General features: G+C 70.7%; 14 protein-coding genes and 1 tRNA gene. 4 read left to right on the top strand and 11 right to left on the bottom strand.

Translation table 11 applies throughout. From position 1 onward, the window contains the following. The 6 genes from ACWELJ_RS19760 to argS all read right to left on the bottom strand — a co-directional run. Positions 1-586, bottom strand: a 586-nt coding sequence (locus ACWELJ_RS19760; RefSeq protein ID WP_452367592.1) for a Rho termination factor N-terminal domain-containing protein, incomplete at its 3' end; no start/stop codon positions are given. A gap of 333 nt (positions 587-919) precedes the next feature. Next, complete coding sequence (thrB, locus tag ACWELJ_RS19755; RefSeq protein WP_452367591.1) at positions 920-1873, bottom strand: homoserine kinase; 954 nt, start codon at positions 1871-1873, stop codon at positions 920-922. A gap of 25 nt (positions 1874-1898) precedes the next feature. After that, positions 1899-3014, bottom strand: a complete 1116-nt coding sequence (thrC, locus tag ACWELJ_RS19750; protein ID WP_452367588.1) for a threonine synthase — start codon at positions 3012-3014, stop codon at positions 1899-1901. After that, positions 3011-4351 (bottom strand): homoserine dehydrogenase, encoded by a 1341-nt coding sequence (locus tag ACWELJ_RS19745; RefSeq protein ID WP_452367587.1) that lies wholly within the window; start codon positions 4349-4351, stop codon positions 3011-3013. Before ACWELJ_RS19745 ends, thrC begins: the two co-directional genes overlap by 4 nt. Beyond that, complete coding sequence (lysA, locus tag ACWELJ_RS19740) at positions 4348-5769, bottom strand: diaminopimelate decarboxylase (protein WP_452367586.1); 1422 nt, start codon at positions 5767-5769, stop codon at positions 4348-4350. The genes ACWELJ_RS19745 and lysA overlap by 4 nt, the downstream gene beginning before the upstream one ends. After that, positions 5770-7428 carry an arginine--tRNA ligase gene (argS, locus tag ACWELJ_RS19735; RefSeq protein ID WP_452367585.1) on the bottom strand — a complete coding sequence of 553 codons (1659 nt, stop codon included), beginning with the start codon at positions 7426-7428 and terminating at the stop codon, positions 5770-5772. A 122-nt stretch (positions 7429-7550) separates the two neighbouring features. Here argS and ACWELJ_RS19730 point away from each other — a divergent pair, with 122 nt between their 5' ends. The 4 genes from ACWELJ_RS19730 to ACWELJ_RS19715 all read left to right on the top strand — a co-directional run bounded on the left by ACWELJ_RS19730 (position 7551) and on the right by ACWELJ_RS19715 (position 11000). Next, on the top strand, positions 7551-8510 hold the full coding sequence (locus ACWELJ_RS19730; protein WP_452367584.1) for a DUF3105 domain-containing protein: 960 nt from the start codon (positions 7551-7553) through the stop codon (positions 8508-8510). Between the two features lie 11 nt (positions 8511-8521). Then, positions 8522-9235 carry a DUF305 domain-containing protein gene (locus tag ACWELJ_RS19725; protein ID WP_452367583.1) on the top strand — a complete coding sequence of 238 codons (714 nt, stop codon included), beginning with the start codon at positions 8522-8524 and terminating at the stop codon, positions 9233-9235. Between the two features lie 113 nt (positions 9236-9348). Further along, positions 9349-9424 (top strand) — tRNA-Arg (locus ACWELJ_RS19720). Positions 9425-9722: 298 nt separating this feature from the next. Next, positions 9723-11000, top strand: a complete 1278-nt coding sequence (locus ACWELJ_RS19715; protein WP_452367582.1) for an alpha/beta hydrolase family protein — start codon at positions 9723-9725, stop codon at positions 10998-11000. 2 nt (positions 11001-11002) lie between these two features. Here ACWELJ_RS19715 and ACWELJ_RS19710 read toward each other — a convergent pair whose 3' ends face one another. From ACWELJ_RS19710 to ACWELJ_RS19690, 5 genes are all read right to left on the bottom strand, one after another. Then, a complete protein-coding gene (locus ACWELJ_RS19710) occupies positions 11003-11602 on the bottom strand; it encodes a TIGR03086 family metal-binding protein (protein ID WP_452367581.1) in 600 nt (199 codons plus the stop codon). A 9-nt stretch (positions 11603-11611) separates the two neighbouring features. Next, positions 11612-13003, bottom strand: a complete 1392-nt coding sequence (locus ACWELJ_RS19705) for a hypothetical protein (protein WP_452367580.1) — start codon at positions 13001-13003, stop codon at positions 11612-11614. 204 nt (positions 13004-13207) lie between these two features. Next, positions 13208-13561: a hypothetical protein gene (locus ACWELJ_RS19700; protein ID WP_452367579.1), complete on the bottom strand. Its 354-nt coding sequence runs from the start codon at positions 13559-13561 to the stop codon at positions 13208-13210. A gap of 125 nt (positions 13562-13686) precedes the next feature. Beyond that, positions 13687-14820, bottom strand: coding sequence for an ABC transporter ATP-binding protein (locus tag ACWELJ_RS19695; protein WP_452367578.1), 1134 nt, complete (start codon positions 14818-14820; stop codon positions 13687-13689). Continuing rightward, complete coding sequence (locus tag ACWELJ_RS19690) at positions 14817-16295, bottom strand: ABC transporter permease (protein WP_452367590.1); 1479 nt, start codon at positions 16293-16295, stop codon at positions 14817-14819. The genes ACWELJ_RS19695 and ACWELJ_RS19690 overlap by 4 nt, the downstream gene beginning before the upstream one ends. Positions 16296-16351: the final 56 nt, after the last annotated feature.

The raw sequence follows: 16351 nt of genomic DNA, 5'->3' as shown, positions 1-16351 counted from the left end.
GAGTCCTCGAGGTCCAGCACCGGCGGCAGGTCCATGGGCCCGTTCTGGCCCAGCACCAGGGCCGAGTAGAACGCGGCGTGTCCTCGCCACCCTCGGCGCGGGCGGTCTCGCCCTCCTCGCGCTTGGCCTCACGCGACTCCGCGCTCTTGGATTCGCGCGTCTCCGAAGCGTTTTGGCGCGACTCGGCCTTCTCGGCGCGGTCGGTCTTCGTCTCGGTCTTCGCCTCGGCCAGCGCCGCGTCGGCGGACCGGGCGGACTTCTTCACGGACTCGGTGTCGACGGCCGACACGGACTCCCCGCCGGTCGGCGCGTCCTCGGCCTTCGCCTTGGCCTTCCCCGCGGTCTTGCCACCACCGGTCGCGGGCGCCTTGGTGGCCCCGACCTGGTTCTCCTTGATAGCGGCGATGAGATCACCCTTACGCATCCCGGAAGTGCCTCGGATACCGAGCTCTCCCGCAAGCGCACGCAACTGCGGCAACAACATTCCAGTCAGCCCCGATCGTGCGACGTCAGTTTGTTCGCTCATCTTCGAAATCTGTCCGGAGTCACTTTCGCGGCTCCCCGAGGACGCTGGATCACTGTCCACCCCGGGTGTCGCGAGCAGGTCCGTATCTGTCACGGAAATCCTTTCCTTCCCTCGACCGCCGTGTGCCAGTTCGAGGGTTCCTCCTGCAGTCCGGACTCCTGCCGGACTCGGATGCCGTATCGCCTGTCCCGCCGGACCGGTGGGCTCGCCAAATGGTGGGAGAGATCATTCCAGTTGACTGGCTACCCCCAAGTTTCGAGCCTCAAGCCTCGAGCCCGAGCAAGGAGCCTCTGGAGCGATTTGCCCTGATGAAGCACCGGCGTCTGACGCGCACGATGTACGGACTCGCTCAGGATAGCTCCCGCTTTTTGCATCGGCAAGGCAGGCGCGCTGTCAATCCACCAAGACGCCGTCGGCGATGCCGGGCTCGAGCACGCGCAGCCCGTCCGCGACCGCGAGTTCGCGCAGTTCCTCGGGGAATTCGCTGGTCGCGAAGGCCAATACGGTCGGACCGGCGCCGGACACGGTAGCCGGAATGCCGGCCGCGCGCAGCCGTTCGATCCACTTCGTGGTGAGCGGCAGCGCCGAGGCGCGGTAGCCCTGATGTAGCCGGTCGGCCGTGGCGGGCATCAGCAGGTCAGGGCGCTCCGTCAAGGCGACTACCGCCAGCGCGGCACGGCTGGCGTTGAAGGCCGCGTCGGCGTGCGGCACGGTGTCCGGGAGCAGGCCGCGGGTGTGCGCGGTGGAGGAACGCTCCTCCGGGATGAGCACCACCGGGCGCAGCGTGGCGTGCGGCTCCAGCCGCACCGCGCGATAGGTGCGGCCGTGATGCTCGACCGTGCCGTTTCCGTCTGCGGGACGGTCGGTTTCGGACCAGGACACCACGATCCCGCCCAGGATGCTGGCCGACGCGTTGTCGGGGTGGCCCTCGAATTCCGAGGCCAGCTGCACCATCACGTCATCGCCGTAGGCCAGTCCGGCATCGAATTTCGCGGCCAGGCCGCGGCCGGCGGCCAGGCCGCCGACCACCGCCGAAGCCGACGAGCCCATGCCCCGCGAATGCGGAATCACGTTGCGGCACACCACGTCCAAGCCGTCCGCCCACACGCCCGCGGCCTGCAGGCCGCGTTCGATGGCGCGCACCACCAGATGCGAAGGGCCCCAGGGCACATCGTCGGCGCCCTCCCCCTCGACCTTGATGGTCAGGCCGGTGTCGGTGGTGGACACCGTGATCTCGTCGAAGAGACCCAGAGCGATTCCCAGGGAATCGAATCCCGGACCCAGATTGGCGCTGGACGCCGGAACCCGCACGGTGACGGAGATTCCGGCGGGCAGCGTGCGGGTCATGAGCTGTGCGTCGCGCGCGGTCAACTCAGGCCAGCTCGAGCTCGTGGGCCACGGCGACCGGGTCGACCGCGATCGGCTTGACCTCGGGCATCCCCTTGAGCGCGTTGTCCGGGTCCTTGAGACCGTTGCCGGTCACGGTGCAGACCACGGTGAGGCCCGAATCCAGCCAGCCCTCGGCGCGCGCGGCCAGCAGACCGGCGACCGACGCGGCGGAGGCGGGCTCCACGAAGACGCCCTCGGAGGCCGCGACCAGGCGGTACGCGGCGAGGATCTCCTCGTCGGTGGCCGCGCGGAAGGCGCCGCCCGACTCCTCCTTGGCGTTCATCGCACCGTTCCAGGACGCGGGCGCGCCGATCCGGATGGCGGTGGCGATGGTCTCCGGGTTCGGCACCGGGGCGCCGTTGACCAGCGGCGCGGCGCCCGCGGCCTGCACGCCCAGCATGCGCGGGCGCGAGGTGGTGACGCCGTCGGCGAAGTACTCGCTGTAGCCCTTCCAGTACGCGGTGATGTTGCCCGCGTTGCCGACCGGGAGCACGTGCACGTCGGGCGCCTTGCCCAGCGCGTCGGCGATCTCGAAGGCGGCGGTCTTCTGGCCCTCGATGCGGGCCGGGTTCACCGAGTTCACCAGGCCGACCTCGGGGAAGTCGGAGGTGACCTTGCGGGCCAGCTCCAGGCAGTCGTCGAAGTTGCCGTCCACCTGGATGATCTTCGCGCCCAGCATGACCGCCTGGGCCAGCTTGCCCATGGCGATCTTGCCCGACGGGATCAGCACCGCGCAGTGCAGTCCGGCGCGGGTGGCGTACGCCGCGGCCGAGGCCGAGGTGTTGCCGGTGGAGGCGCACAGCACGGCGGTCTTGCCGCTGTACTTGGCGTCGGTCATGGCCATGGTCATGCCACGGTCCTTGAACGAGCCGGTCGGGTTCGCGCCCTCGACCTTGAGGTACACCTCGCAGCCGGTCAGTTCCGACAGGTGGTGTGCGGGCACCAGCGGGGTGCCGCCCTCGAAGAGAGTGACGGCCTTCCAGTCGGCGGGAATCGCGAGCCGGTCGCGATACGCGTCGATCAAACCCGGCCACGGCGTGTGCACAGGTGCACTGTCATTCGTGCGGCCAGCCGCAACAGCGCGTGCGGTTGCACTCATTCCTCGGTGCCTTCCAATCTCAGAACACTGGTCACGGACGTGACGGAGTCCAGTTCGGCCAATGCGGCAACGGTATCCGCCAGCGCGGACTCCAGCGCGTGGTGGGTCACCACAACCAGGCGCGCACCCTCGTCGTGTCCCTCCTGGCGGACCGTCGAGATGCTCACACTGTGCTTGGCGAATTCCCCGGCGACCGCCTCCAGCACACCGGTGCGGTCGGCGACCTGCATGTTCACGTGGTAGCGGGTCGGGGTGTCGCCGATCGAGGCGATCGGCAGCTCAGCATAGACCGATTCGCCCGGCGCGCGGCCACCGTAGAACTTGTTGCGCGCCGCCATCACCAGATCGCCCATCACGGCCGACGCGGTGGGGGCGCCGCCGGCGCCCTGCCCGTAGAACATCAGGCGGCCGGCGTTCTCGGCCTCCACGACCACGGCGTTGAACGCGCCGTTGACCGCCGCGAGGGGGTGCTTGCGCGGGATCAGGGCCGGGTAGACGCGCGCGGAGATCTTCTCCTTGCCGCTGTCGTCGGTGACGCGCTCGGCCATGGCCAGCAGTTTCACCGTGCAGCCCACGGCCGCGGCGGTCTCCAGGTCCTCGGAGGTGATCTTGGAGATGCCCTCGCGGTAGACGTCGCCGGAGGTGACGCGGGTGTGGAAGGCGACCGAGGCCAGGATCGCGGCCTTGGCGGCGGCGTCGTAGCCCTCGACGTCGGCGGTCGGGTCGGCCTCGGCGTAGCCCAGGCGGGTGGCCTCGGCGAGCACGTCGTCGTAGTCGGCGCCGGTCTCGGCCATGGCCGAGAGGATGAAGTTGGTGGTGCCGTTGACGATGCCGACCACGCGGTTGACCCGGTCGCCGGACAGCGACTGGATGAGCGGGCGGACCACCGGGATGGCACCGGCGACGGCGGCCTCGAAGTAGAGGTCGGCGCGGTGGTTCTCGGCGGCGGCGGCCAGCTCGCCGGTGTAGTCCGCGAGCAGCGCCTTATTGGCGGTGACGACGGACTTGCCCGCGTTCAGGGCCGCGGTGATGAGGGCGCGGGCCGGGTCGATGCCGCCCATGACCTCGACCACGATGTCGACGTCGTCGCGGGTGACCAGGGCCTCGGCGTCGGTGGTGAGCAGGTCGGCGGACAGGCCGCGGTCCTTGCTCAGATCCCGCACCGCGACGCCGCGCAGCACGACGGGGGCGCCGACACGGTTGCACAGGTCGTCGGCGTGGTCACGAATGATGCGGACCACCTCGGTGCCGACCGTGCCCATGCCGAGGACCGCGACACCGATCGGGTGATCCGATCCCCACACGCCGTTCTTGGCAGCGTTGTTCGCCTCGGTCATGCCTTCACCTCCAAGCTGAGTAGGTCCTCCACCGTTTCACGGCGGAGGATCAAGCGCGCCTTGCCGTCCTGCACAGCGACCACCGCGGGCCGCGTGAGCATGTTGTAACGGCTCGACATCGAGTAGCAGTACGCGCCGGTCGCCGCCACCGCCACCAGGTCGCCCGGGCCCACATCGGCCGGGAGCCAGGTATCGCGGATGACGATATCCCCACTCTCGCAATGCTTTCCGACCACCCGGGCCACCACCGGACCGGCCTCGCTGGACCGCGAGACCAGCCGGCAGTCGTACTCGGCCTGGTACAGGGCCGGACGGATGTTGTCGCTCATGCCGCCGTCGACGCTCACATAGCGTCGGCGATTGCCGCCGTCGAGCACAACATCTTTGATGGTGCCCACCTCGTAGAGGGTGACGGTGCCGGGGCCCGCGATGGCGCGGCCCGGCTCGACGGCGATGGTCGGCATCGGCAGCCCGGCGCGCTCGGCCTCCTCGGCCACGATGCGGCGCAGGTTGGCGGCGAAACCGTCCAGGGCGGGCGGATCCTCGTGCGGCAGGTACGAGATGCCCAGGCCGCCACCGAGATCCAGGATCCGCATCTGCTCGGCGCGCTCCATGCCGAACTTGTCGGCGACCTCGCGCAGCAGGCCCAGCATGCGGCGGGTGGAGATCTCGAAGCCGTCGATCTCGAAGATCTGCGAGCCGATGTGCGAGTGCAGGCCGACCAGGCGCAGGTTGTCGGACTCGAAGACCCGGGCGATGGCCTGCATGGCGTCGCCGCCCGCGATGGAGAAGCCGAACTTCTGGTCCTCGTGCGCGGTCGAGATGTACTCGTGGGTGTGGGCTTCCACGCCGACGGTGACGCGCACCAGCACGTCGACGACCTTGCCGGCGCGCTTGGCCACGGCCTCGAGTCGCTCGATCTCGATCAGCGAGTCGACGACCACGTCGCCGACGCCGGCCGCGACCGCCATCTCCAGCTCGGGCACCGATTTGTTGTTGCCGTGCAGGGCGATCCGCTCGGCCGGGAAGCCGGCGCGCAGCGCCACCGCGAGCTCACCGCCGGAGCAGACGTCCAGGTGCAGGCCCTCGTCGCGGATCCAGCGGGCGATCTCGCCGCACAGGAACGCCTTGGAAGCGTAGTGGACTCGCGCGCCGTCGCCGAAGGCGCGGACCATATCGCGGCAGCGGGAACGGAAGTCGTCCTCGTCGATCACGAACAGCGGGGTGCCGAACTCGGCGGCCAGCTCGTGCACCGGCACACCGGCCAGCCGCACCACGCCGTCGGCGTCACGGGAGGCGTTGCGCGGCCACACGTTCGCGGGCAGCTCGATCATCTGGGCGGGCGCGCTGGGACGCTCGGCCAGGGTGGGCGCGTGCGGAATGTCCGCGTGGCGGGGACCGGCGGGGTGGGCACTCATCTACATACGCTCCGGAGCACTGACGCCTAGCAGGCCGAGGCCGTTGGCGAGAACCTGACGGGTGGCTTTGACCAGCTCGAGACGAGCGGCGTTGAGCGGGGTGACCTCGTCGTCGCCCTGGGGGATCACGCGCAGCGTCTTGTCGGACTGGAAGGGGTGGTACGCGCCGGCCAGCTCTTCCAGGTAGCGCACTACCCGGTGCGGCTCGCGCATGTCCGCGGCGGTGGCGACCACGCGCGGGTACTCACCGAGGGTGCGGATCAGCTCGCCCTCGCGGTCATCGGTGAGCAGCGCGAAATCCGGTGCGACCGAGGCGTAGTCGAACGCGGCGGCGTTGCCGATGATCTGGTTGGTGCGGGCGTGCGCGTATTGCACGTAGTAGACCGGGTTCTCGCTGTCCTGGCGGGTCCACAGGTCCAGGTCGATGTCGATGCTGGAGTTCACCGAGGAGCGCACCAGCGAGTAGCGGGCGGCGTCGACGCCGATCTGCTCGACCAGGTCGTCGAGGGTGACGACGGTGCCCGCGCGCTTGGACATGCGGACGGCGGCACCATCTTTCACCAGGTTCACCATCTGGCCGATCAGCACCTCGACGGTGTCGGGGTTGTCGCCGAACGCCGCGGCGGCGGCCTTCAGGCGGCCGATGTAGCCGTGGTGGTCGGCGCCCAGCATGTAGATGCACAGATCGAAGCCGCGCGAGCGCTTGTTCTGGAAGTAGGCGATGTCACCGCCGATGTAGGCGGACTTGCCGTCGCTCTTGATGACGACGCGGTCCTTGTCGTCGCCGTACTCGGTGGAGGCGATCCACCAGGCGCCGTCCTTCTGGTACAGGTTGCCCGACGCCTTGAGCTCGTCGAGGGCCTTCTCGACCGCGCCGGAGGCGAACAGCGAGCTCTCGTTGAAGTACACGTCGAAGTCGGTGCCGAATTCGTGCAGCGTCTTCTTGATGTGCGCGAACATCAGCTCGACGCCCTCGCGGCGGAACAGCTCGTGGCGCTCGGTCTCGGTGAGTTCCAGCACGCCCGGGTTGGCCTTGACCACGGTGTCGGCGATGTCGTCGATGTAGTCGCCCGCGTAGCCGTCCTCCGGGGTCGGCTGTCCGAGCGCGGCGGCGACCAGCGAGTTGGCGAAGCGGTCGATCTGCGCGCCGTGGTCGTTGAAGTAGTACTCGCGGGTGACGTCGGCGCCTTGGGCGGCCAGGATCCGGCCGAGCGCGTCGCCGACCGAGGCCCAGCGGGTGCCGCCCAGGTGGATCGGGCCGGTGGGGTTGGCGGAGACGAACTCCAGGTTGATCCTGGTGCCGCCCAGGGCGTCCGCGGTGCCGAAGTTCGCGCCGGCCTCGAGGATCTTCCGCACGATCGCGCCCTGCGCGGCCTTGGCCAGACGGATGTTCAAAAAGCCAGGTCCGGCGACCTCGGCGGCGTCGATGCCCTCGGCGGCGGTCAGCGCCTCGGCGAGCAGGGTGGCGAAATCGCGCGGGTTCATTCCCGCCTTCTTCCCTACCTGCATGGCCACATTCGTGGCATAGTCACCGTGCTCGGGGTTGCGGGGACGCTCCACCTTGACCTCGTCGGGCAGGACCGCAGGGTCGGATCCACGTTCGACAAGTACCTTCGCCGCGGTAGCACGAAGGAGATCTGCAAGGTCAGCTGGAGTCACGAGTCACTATCCTATGGTCTGAGCAGGTGAACGCCGCGAGCGGGCACCACCGGGCAGGTGCCCAGCAAACGATGCGGCCGCGTCGTTTGATTGTCCGACACGTCGAAAAGAGCACAACAAGCATGCCGAGCAAGACCAGTGCCAAATCGGCCAAGGCCATCAAGGCCGCGGGCAAGTCCGCCGGAGCCTCCCGCAAGGGCGGTGGCGGCGGGCTGGGCGGAAAGCGCCAGATCCCGTGGCTCATGATCGGGGCCGTCGTCTGCGTCCTCGCCCTGATCGGCGGCATCGCCTGGGTGCTCGTCCCGAAGATCCAGGACAAGCAGGAGCAGAACAAGTACACCCCGTCCGCGCAGAAGAAGGATCCCTCGGATCAGATCTCCGGCGTGGTGAAGAAGGAGTACCCGGCGGGTCTGCACATCGCCGGGACCCAGCGGGTGGCCTACGACCAGGCCCCGCCCTTCGGCGGCCCGCACGACAGCTCGTGGGCGGCGTGCACCGGCGTGGTGTACCCGACGGCGATCCGCACCGAGAACGCGGTGCACTCGCTCGAGCACGGCGCGATCTGGATCACCTATAACCCGGACAAGCTCGACAAGGCGGGCATCGACACGCTCGCGGCCAAGGTCAAGGGCAAGCCGTACAGCCTGATGTCGCCGTACCCGGGCCTGGATTCGCCGATCTCGCTGCAGTCGTGGGGCCACCAGCTGAAGCTGACCAGCGCCGATGACAAGCGCGTCACCCAGTTCATCACCGCGCTGCGGCTGAACCAGTACGCCTACCCCGAGGTCGGCGCGGACTGCGCGAACCCGACCTTCAAGACCGACAACCCGCCGGCCTTCGACCCGAGCGCCCCCGGCCCCGACGCGGTCCCGATGGACGGCACCGGTGCGACCAAGGCGCAGAACGAGACCGGCGGCACCCCGGGCATGCCCAGCATCCCCGGCTTCCCCGGCGGCGTCCCGAGCCTGCCCGAGGGCACCCCGGCGCTGCCGACCGACGCCAATCTGCCCGGCGGCATCCCGACCATCCCGGCCCCGACCGACGGCCCGACGCAGCCGGAGCAGCCGGCTCCGACTCAGTAGTGCCGCCGTTCATGGCCGACGTTCCCGATCGCAGCTCCGAGCCGGATCCCGCCGCCGAACCCGCCCAGCAGCCGCGCCGCAATCAGCGGCAGTTGCTGGCGATCCTCGGCGTGGTCGGGGTGCTGCTCGTCGGTTTCCTGGCCGGGATCCTGGTCGGCAATCCGCTGCGGCATCAGACCGAGACGCCCGGCGCGGTGGATGTCGGCTTCTCCCAGGACATGTCGGTGCACCATACGCAGGCGGTGCAGATGTCGAGTCTGGCGTTGTCCGGGTCGGCCGACCCGGCGGTGCGGCGCCTGGCCTACGACATCCTGACCACGCAGGCCAATCAGGCCGGGCGCATGCAGGGTTGGCTGCAGCTGTGGGACAAGCCGCTCATCTCCCCCGACGGCTACATGGGCTGGATGACCGATATGTCCGCGCACCAGCATTCGGGCACCTCCGCGCACGCGGGCGCGGTGCAGACCATGCCCGGCATGGCCTCGGATCAGGAGATGGCGGCGCTCGGCGCGGCCACCGGCCCGGCCCAGGACGCGCTGTTCCTGCAGCTCATGCTGCGCCACCACCAGGGCGGCATGCCGATGATCGAGTACGCCGAGCAGCGCGCCGACACCGACGCGGTGCGGTCGCTGGCGGAGAGCATGGCCAAAACCCAGCAGGGTGAGGCCGATCTGATGACGCAGATGCTCGCCGAACGCAAGGTCGCACCGCTGCCGATGAACTGAGAACCGGCGGACCGGGTGGCCAGAAACGCCCGGTCCGCATCGGTTTTTGGCGCAACGCAGTCGATGCGATACGCTTTCCCCGCCCGACCGGGAGACCGGACGGGACCATCCCCGCCCTCGTAGCTCAGGGGATAGAGCGTCTGCCTCCGGAGCAGAAGGCCGCAGGTTCGATTCCTGCCGAGGGCACCATGAAGGCCCCGACCGTGAATGACGGTCGGGGCCTTCGTCGTTCGCGCACTACGGTGGCATCGTTCGCGCACTACGGTGGCGCCGTTCGCGCACGGTGACGGCGGAACCGGATGTCTGACTTATCGTGCCATCGTGACCGATCGGTATTCCGATTCACGGCCCTGGGCGGGAAGGTAGAGCTGTGCATCGCGGTGTCCGGTTGTGCAGGAGGCAGCCGGACACCGCGAGCGCGTTTCGGGCAGACCGGTCGGCCCTGCCTTGCCGAGTGAAACACGTGCAAGCCGGTATCTTCTGAGAGGTGCCGGAGAACGAGAGCGCCCGTCCAGGACAGCGGTCGCGGCGCGCCTCGCGCCCCGGAATCCGCCGCTTCGTGACCTTCCTCGCCGTCACCATCGCCGGGTCGATCCTGGCCGCACCGGCGACCGCCACTCCCGTCCGGCCGGAGGAGACGACGCTCGCGTCGTTCTATGAGCCGGCGCCCGACCGGATTCCCGGGGTGCACGGTTCGGTGATCCAGATCCGGCCGCTCACAGGCGATCCCGCGCTCGCCGGGGCGCGCAACTATCTGCTGATGTACCGCTCGATCGATATGCGGGGCGATCCGGTCGCGGTCACCGGCACGCTCGCGGTGCCCGACAGCACGCCGCCGCCCGGGGGCTGGCCGTTGATCTCCTGGGCGCACGGCACCACCGGCGTCGCCGATGCGTGCGCGCCCTCGCAGGACACCTCCCCCGAGTTCCCCGCCCACGACTACACCTCGATGGTGCGCCGGGTGCAGGAACGCTGGGTGGCGGCCGGATACGCGGTGGCGCAGACCGACTATCAGGGGCTGGGCACGCCCGGGCCGCACGGCTATCTGATCGGAACGGCCGAACAGCGCGCCGTCACCGACATGGCCCGGGCAGCGCGGCAGATCGATCCGGATATCGGCGTGCGCTGGGTGGCGGTCGGGCATTCCCAGGGCGGGCAGGCGGCGGTCTTCACCGACGCGCAGGCTCAGCAGTGGGCGCCGGATCTGCAGCTGCTGGGCGCGGTGGCGCTGGCCCCGGCCTCGCACCAGGGCCTCGGACTGCAGGCCTCGCAGCTGGCCGCCGGCGCGGGCGTGGCGGGGGCGCTGGCCCCGTTTACCGGCGGCGCGGTGTCGTTCCTGCCCTTGATCATTCGCGGCGCGCAGACGGTGGCCGACGTGGACACCGCCCGATTGCTCACGCCGCGTGCGCAATCCATGCTGGATCAGGCCGACAGCCGGTGCATCGGGCAACTGCGGCAACCGGATTCGTGGGGCGGGCTGTCCGCCGACGACGTGTTCCCGCGTGCCGGTGACGCCGCCGCGCTGATCCGGGTGCTGAACGAGAACGACCCCACCGCCCTGTCCTTCACCCAGCCGCTGCTGGTGTTGCAGGGCCGCGCCGACACCACGGTGCCCGCGCCGGGTACCGAGGCCATGGTGGTGCAGCAGCGCGCGAGCGGGCAGCCGGTGCAGTACCGCGCCTATCCGGGGGTGGATCACCGCGGCGTGCTCGACGCGTCGTTCGATGACGCGCGGACGTGGGTGGACCAGCGGTTCGGGCGCTGAGCTCAGGCCGGCGGCGTCCAGGCCGGGTCACGACCGAACCAGGCGGCCAGCCGGTCGGCGGCGGGCGCGTCGGCGGCGACCGGCAGCTCGGGGCCGAAAGCCTTTCCCGGGCCCCGGAATTCGGGCTTCAGCACCCGGCGCGACCAAGCCAGTCCGCATTCGGCGACTTCCGGGTCCAAGGCCCGGTGCTGCCCGGTGGCGCGGGCGAGATCCCAGGTGTGCGTGGCGAATTCGGCGATCTGCTGATCGGCGCGGCCGCGCAGCGGGGCCTCCCCGCCCAGGCTCGGCACCGGCCGGTCCAGGTCGGCGGCCCGCCACTCGTCGAGCAGGGAGCGTGCGCGGGTATCGAATTCGGCGGCCCAGTCCGCGCCGATGTCCTCGGGCGGAGCTCCCCACTCGGGCATGTCGCCGCGGGCGGCGATGCGGAAGTCGCGCAGGATCTGACCGATCAGGTGGGTCACCAGCTCCTGTACGGTCCAGTCCGCGCACGGGGTGGGTTGTTCGGCCTGGTCCGGGGTGACGGCGGCGATGACCTCGCCGGTCTGGGCGATCGCCCGGGCCAGGAGCTCGATGGTCGGGTCCACCGGTGACGTGTCGGCCATGCGGCCAGACTAGCCCCGGGGCAGCACCTTCCGGGGTTCATCGGGCTGGGGCGCGGCGAGCATCGCGACCGCGGGTGCGGTGCGCGGTGGCCGGATCCGCCACAGCACGGACAGCCCGGCCGCGCAGCCGAGCGTGACGATCAGCGCCGTCCACCCGGGCGCCGCCGAGGCCACGCCGCTCGGATCCCGGTACCAGTGCGGCGAATACGCGACCCGGCCGAAGTCGCTGCCGCGCAGCGCCACCACCAGGCACGGCACGATCAGTACCGCGAGGGCCACCACCGCGCTGCCCGCGCCTTTCGGCACCGCCGCGCCGAAGCAGTAGCCGATCGCGAATCCGGTGCCGACGACGCCGAGCACCGGGATCACCGAGTACTGGTGGGCCAGGTCCGCGGTGCCCGCCGCGAAGACGGCCAGCGCCCCGGTCACCGCCAGCGCGAGCCACGGTGAGCGCCGGGCGCGGCCGGCGACCAGCCCGGCCAGCAGGGCCAGCTCCGGGAACGGCGCGGTCCAGTCCGGCCGCGGCACCGCGATGATCGCGCTGCCCGCGTTGGCGACCGCGACCGCCAGCAGCACCAGCGTGCCCTCGCGGCCCGGCAGCAGCAGCGCGGCCAGCACGGCCGCACCGACGGTGACGGCGATGGCCACGGCGATCTGCGCGGGGGTTCCGGCGTGCCGGACGAACCATTCCGTGGACAGCACGGTCGCGGTGATCAGCACCAGCGCGGACAGGATGGTGCCGATGGCCAGGTCGGTGTTCTCGTCCTCGGTCACCGGATCGGGCGGGCTCAGCACGATTCCCGCGGCCAGCAGCGCGGCGGTGAGCAGCAGCAGCCACACCGGCGGCGTGCCGACCGAGGCCAATTGGCTGAGCGGGTTGCTCGGGCCGTCCGCGGGCGGCAGCGAGGTCTGGTCCCCGACCAGGATCGAGCCCAGCGCACCGACCAGGAAGGCCGCGGTGGCGAGGGGTCTGCCGAAGACGGCCACCGCGAGCGAGCCGAGCAGGATGCCCGCGAAGATGGAGTCGACGTAATTGGCGGTGGTCAGGCTGTCCATGGTCGCCGTGCCCCGGTTCCAGAACTGGTCGACCAGCAGCATGACGGCGCTGCCGCAGGCGGCGATCCACGCGCTGCGCCGGCCCAGCGCGACCACCAGGGCCGCCGACACCACGGCCAGCGCGGCCCCGGCCGCCGCCGCGCGCGGCATATTGAGGACGAGCAGATCCAATTGCAGGACCGGTCCGCTGGTGGCGCCGCCGAGATCGAGCGGGGCCATCAACAGCAGTCCCGCCACGGCCGCGCCGAGCAATGCCGCGAGCGTCTCGATCGGGATCGCGTAGCGCCGGATCGACAGGGGCACGGCCATGCCGGGCGGGTGTGCCGACGCGAACCTCGCGCCCATGTGTCACCTACTCCCTCGGTGATGCGACGCGTTCCGCGTACGGCAATGTCGAGCAGCTATCTGTGATCGAGGCTAACAGCCACTGACTGTGGGAGTTCTGAGAAGTGGAGTCGGTCACACAGGAGCGCGATCACACCGAGCGCGTACGGAATACGCGATCACACCGGGCGCGCGGGAGGCAGGGGTTCGGCCGCGTGGGCCGGGTCAGGCGCAGCGGAAGCGGAAGGTCGCGACCGGGGTGATGCCCGGTACCGAGGTGACCTCGAGCGCGGCGTCGCCGTCGAGCATGCAGCCGATCGGGGCGGCGACCTGAACCCGGTAGCAGCCCGGCGCGCCCGGGTAGACGGCCGTGCCGTCGGTGCCGGTGGTGATGGTGGCCAGGCTCGCGCCGCCGCCGCAGGACGCGATGTCGGCGGCCACGCCCGCCATGGGGAACTGTTCGGTTCCGAAGACCGCCTGCACCTTCAGGGCCGGATCGGCGGCCGGTTCGGCGGCGGCGTGCGGTGCGAGCACGCACGCGGCGGCGAGAGCGGACATGACGATCAGCGTGCGGCGCACCGGGTCTCCTTCGGCCTCGAGCCGATGATTCGGCCTCCGCGCCAATATAGGTGCTTCCCAGACCATTCGGTCACATTCCGCCGACCCGGGCGCACGGCTTCCGTCCGCCCGGGCGCTCGGTGTGATCAGACCGCGGAGACGGCGTCCGGCATGGTGAACACGCCGGGCGCGGCGCCATTGCGGGGTGCGCGGCCGGCGGCGGCGCACTGCTCGGAGGTGAAAGCGACCGCCGCGCCGAGGACTTCGAGGTCGACGCGGTCGCCGACCGCGGGCGCGCCGACGCTGACCCGGCGTACCTGGATCGGTTCCGGGGAGCCGTCGAGATCGAGGGTGAGCATGACGTCCGCGCCGCGGAATTCGAGCGCGCGCACGGTGGCGGTCCCGGCGTCGCCGGCGGCGGTGGCGTGAGCCAGCAGCTGTTCGGGGCGCAGCATGATCGCGCCCTGGCCGGTCGGGGCGTTGGCCTGCACGGGGATTCGGCCCAGCAGGGTCTCGGCGGTCGCCGGGCCGATGCTGGCGTCGAGCAGCACGGTGTCGCCGAGGAATCCGGCGGTGAACAGGTCCGCGGGCTCGGCGTACACCTGTTCGGGGGTGCCGACCTGGGTGAAGCGGCCCGAGCACATGACCGCCACCTGATCGGCGAAGGACAGCGCCTCCTCCTGATCGTGGGTGACCAGGATGCTGGTCATGCCCGCGGCGCGCAGGGTTTCGGCGACGGCCTGGCGGGTGGCGGCGCGCAGTCCGGTGTCGAGGGCGCTGAAGGGTTCGTCGAGCAGCATGAGGGCGGGTTTGCGGGCCATGGCGCGGGCCAGGGCGACGCGCTGCTGCTGGCCGCCGGAGAGCTGGTGCGGCCGCCGATCCGCGTAGGACGGGTCGAGGGAGACCATGTCGAGCAGTTCGGCCACCTGCTGCCGGTGTTTGCGGCGCGCGCCGACACCGCCGCCGAGTCCGTAGGCGATGTTCTGGCCCACGGTCAGGTGCGGGAACAGCGCGCCGTCCTGCGCCACGTAGCCGATGCGGCGGCGGTGGGCGGGCACCGAGAAGCCTTCGCGGGTAATGGTTTCCCCGCCGATGGTGACCGTGCCCGCGTCGGGGTGCTCGAATCCGGCGATCACCCGCAGCAGGGTGGTCTTGCCACAGCCCGAGGAGCCGACCACGGCGGTGGCGGTGCCGTCGGCGACGTCGAGGCCGATGCCGTCGAGGACCGGCGCTCCGGGCCCGAAGGTCTTGCGAACCTGGTCTACGACAAGACGACTCACAAGCCCGCCGCCTTCCTGGATTGGGTGAACAGCAGATAGGTGACCGGCACCGAGGCGATGATCATGATCAGCGCGTAGGGCGCGGCGGCGGCGTAGTCCAGTTCGCCCGACAGCTGCCAGAACTGCATGGCGAGGGTGCTGGTGCCGTTGGGGGCGAGCAGCAGGGTGGCGGTCAGTTCGGTGGCCACGGCCACGAACACCATGGCGGCGGCCGCCGCGGCGGCGGGCGCGGTCAGGCGCAGGGTGACGCGGAAGAAGGTGGCGGCCGGGGACTTTCCGAGCGCCAGCGACGCCTCCTCCAGCCCGATCGGCACCTGCGCCAGCCCGGCGCGCACGCTGACCAGGGCGCGCGGCAGGAACATCAGGGTGTAGGCGGCCAGGATGGTGGCGGCGGTCTGATAGAAGGCGGGCAGCCAGCGGATCGACACGGTCACCAGGGCCAGCGCGATCACGATGCCCGGCAGCGAACTGGTGATGTAGTTGGCGCCCTCGATGATTCGCGCGAACCGCGAGGTGGAGCGGACCGCGACCCAGGCCACCGGGAAGGCGCACAGGGTGGTGATCACCGCGGCGGTGGCGGCCAGACCGATGGTCTGACCGAGGGATTCGCCGATGTCGACGGTGTTCCACACCGCCGCGCCGCCGATCCGCAGCCAGCGCCCGATGGTCCACAGCGGCACGCCCAGGGTGGCGGCGAGCGCGCCGAACAGCACCAGGAGCATGGGAATCCGGCCCAGCCCCAGGCGGATCCGGTGAACGCCGCGCTGCGCGCCGCCGCCGATCCGCGCGTAGCGGGCCCGCCCGCGCACCCCGGCCTCGGCGGCGAGCAGCACCAGGCACAGCACCACCAGCACGCCGGACAGGGTGCTGCCCGCGGCCCCGGCGAAGCTGGATTGGTACTGCTGGAAGATGGCGGTGGTGAAGGTGTCGAACCGGATCATGGCGAAGGCGCCGTACTCGGCGAGCAGGTGCAGCGAGATCAGCAGTCCGCCACCGAGAATCGCGAGCCGCAGCTGCGGCAGCACCACCCGCGCGAAGACGGCGAACGGTCCCGAGCCCAGCGCTCGGGCCGACTCCTCCACGGCCGGGTCGAGCCGGCGCAGGGTGGCCGCGGCGGGCAGGTAGACCAGCGGGAAGTAGGAGACGGTGGCGACGAGCACGCCCGCCCACAGGCCGTGCAGTGCGGGGATGGCGCTGACCCAGCCGTAGCTGTTGACGAAGGCCGGAACCGCCAGGGGCGCGGCGAAGGCCGGTCCCCACCAGGCCGCGCCCGGCACGTCGGTGCGTTCCACGATCCAGGCCAGCCCGACGCCGAGGGCGACGCTGATCGGCACGGTGAGGACCACCAGTTCGGCGGTGTTGCGCAGCAATTCGGCCACGCGCGGCCGGAAGACGAGTTCGGCGGTCTCGTGCAGGCCGGTGGAGACGAGGGTGGACACGATGTAGCCCAGCGGCACGAGTGTGGCCGCCACCATGAGCAGGGCGGCGAGGGTGACGAGCGACCCGGGCCGCCAGGCGAGTGCCTTGGCGA

This window comes from Nocardia sp. NPDC004582, from assembly GCF_053602115.1.
The sequence above is the reverse complement of the archived record's forward strand: the minus strand, read 5'-3'. Positions and strand labels throughout refer to the sequence as shown.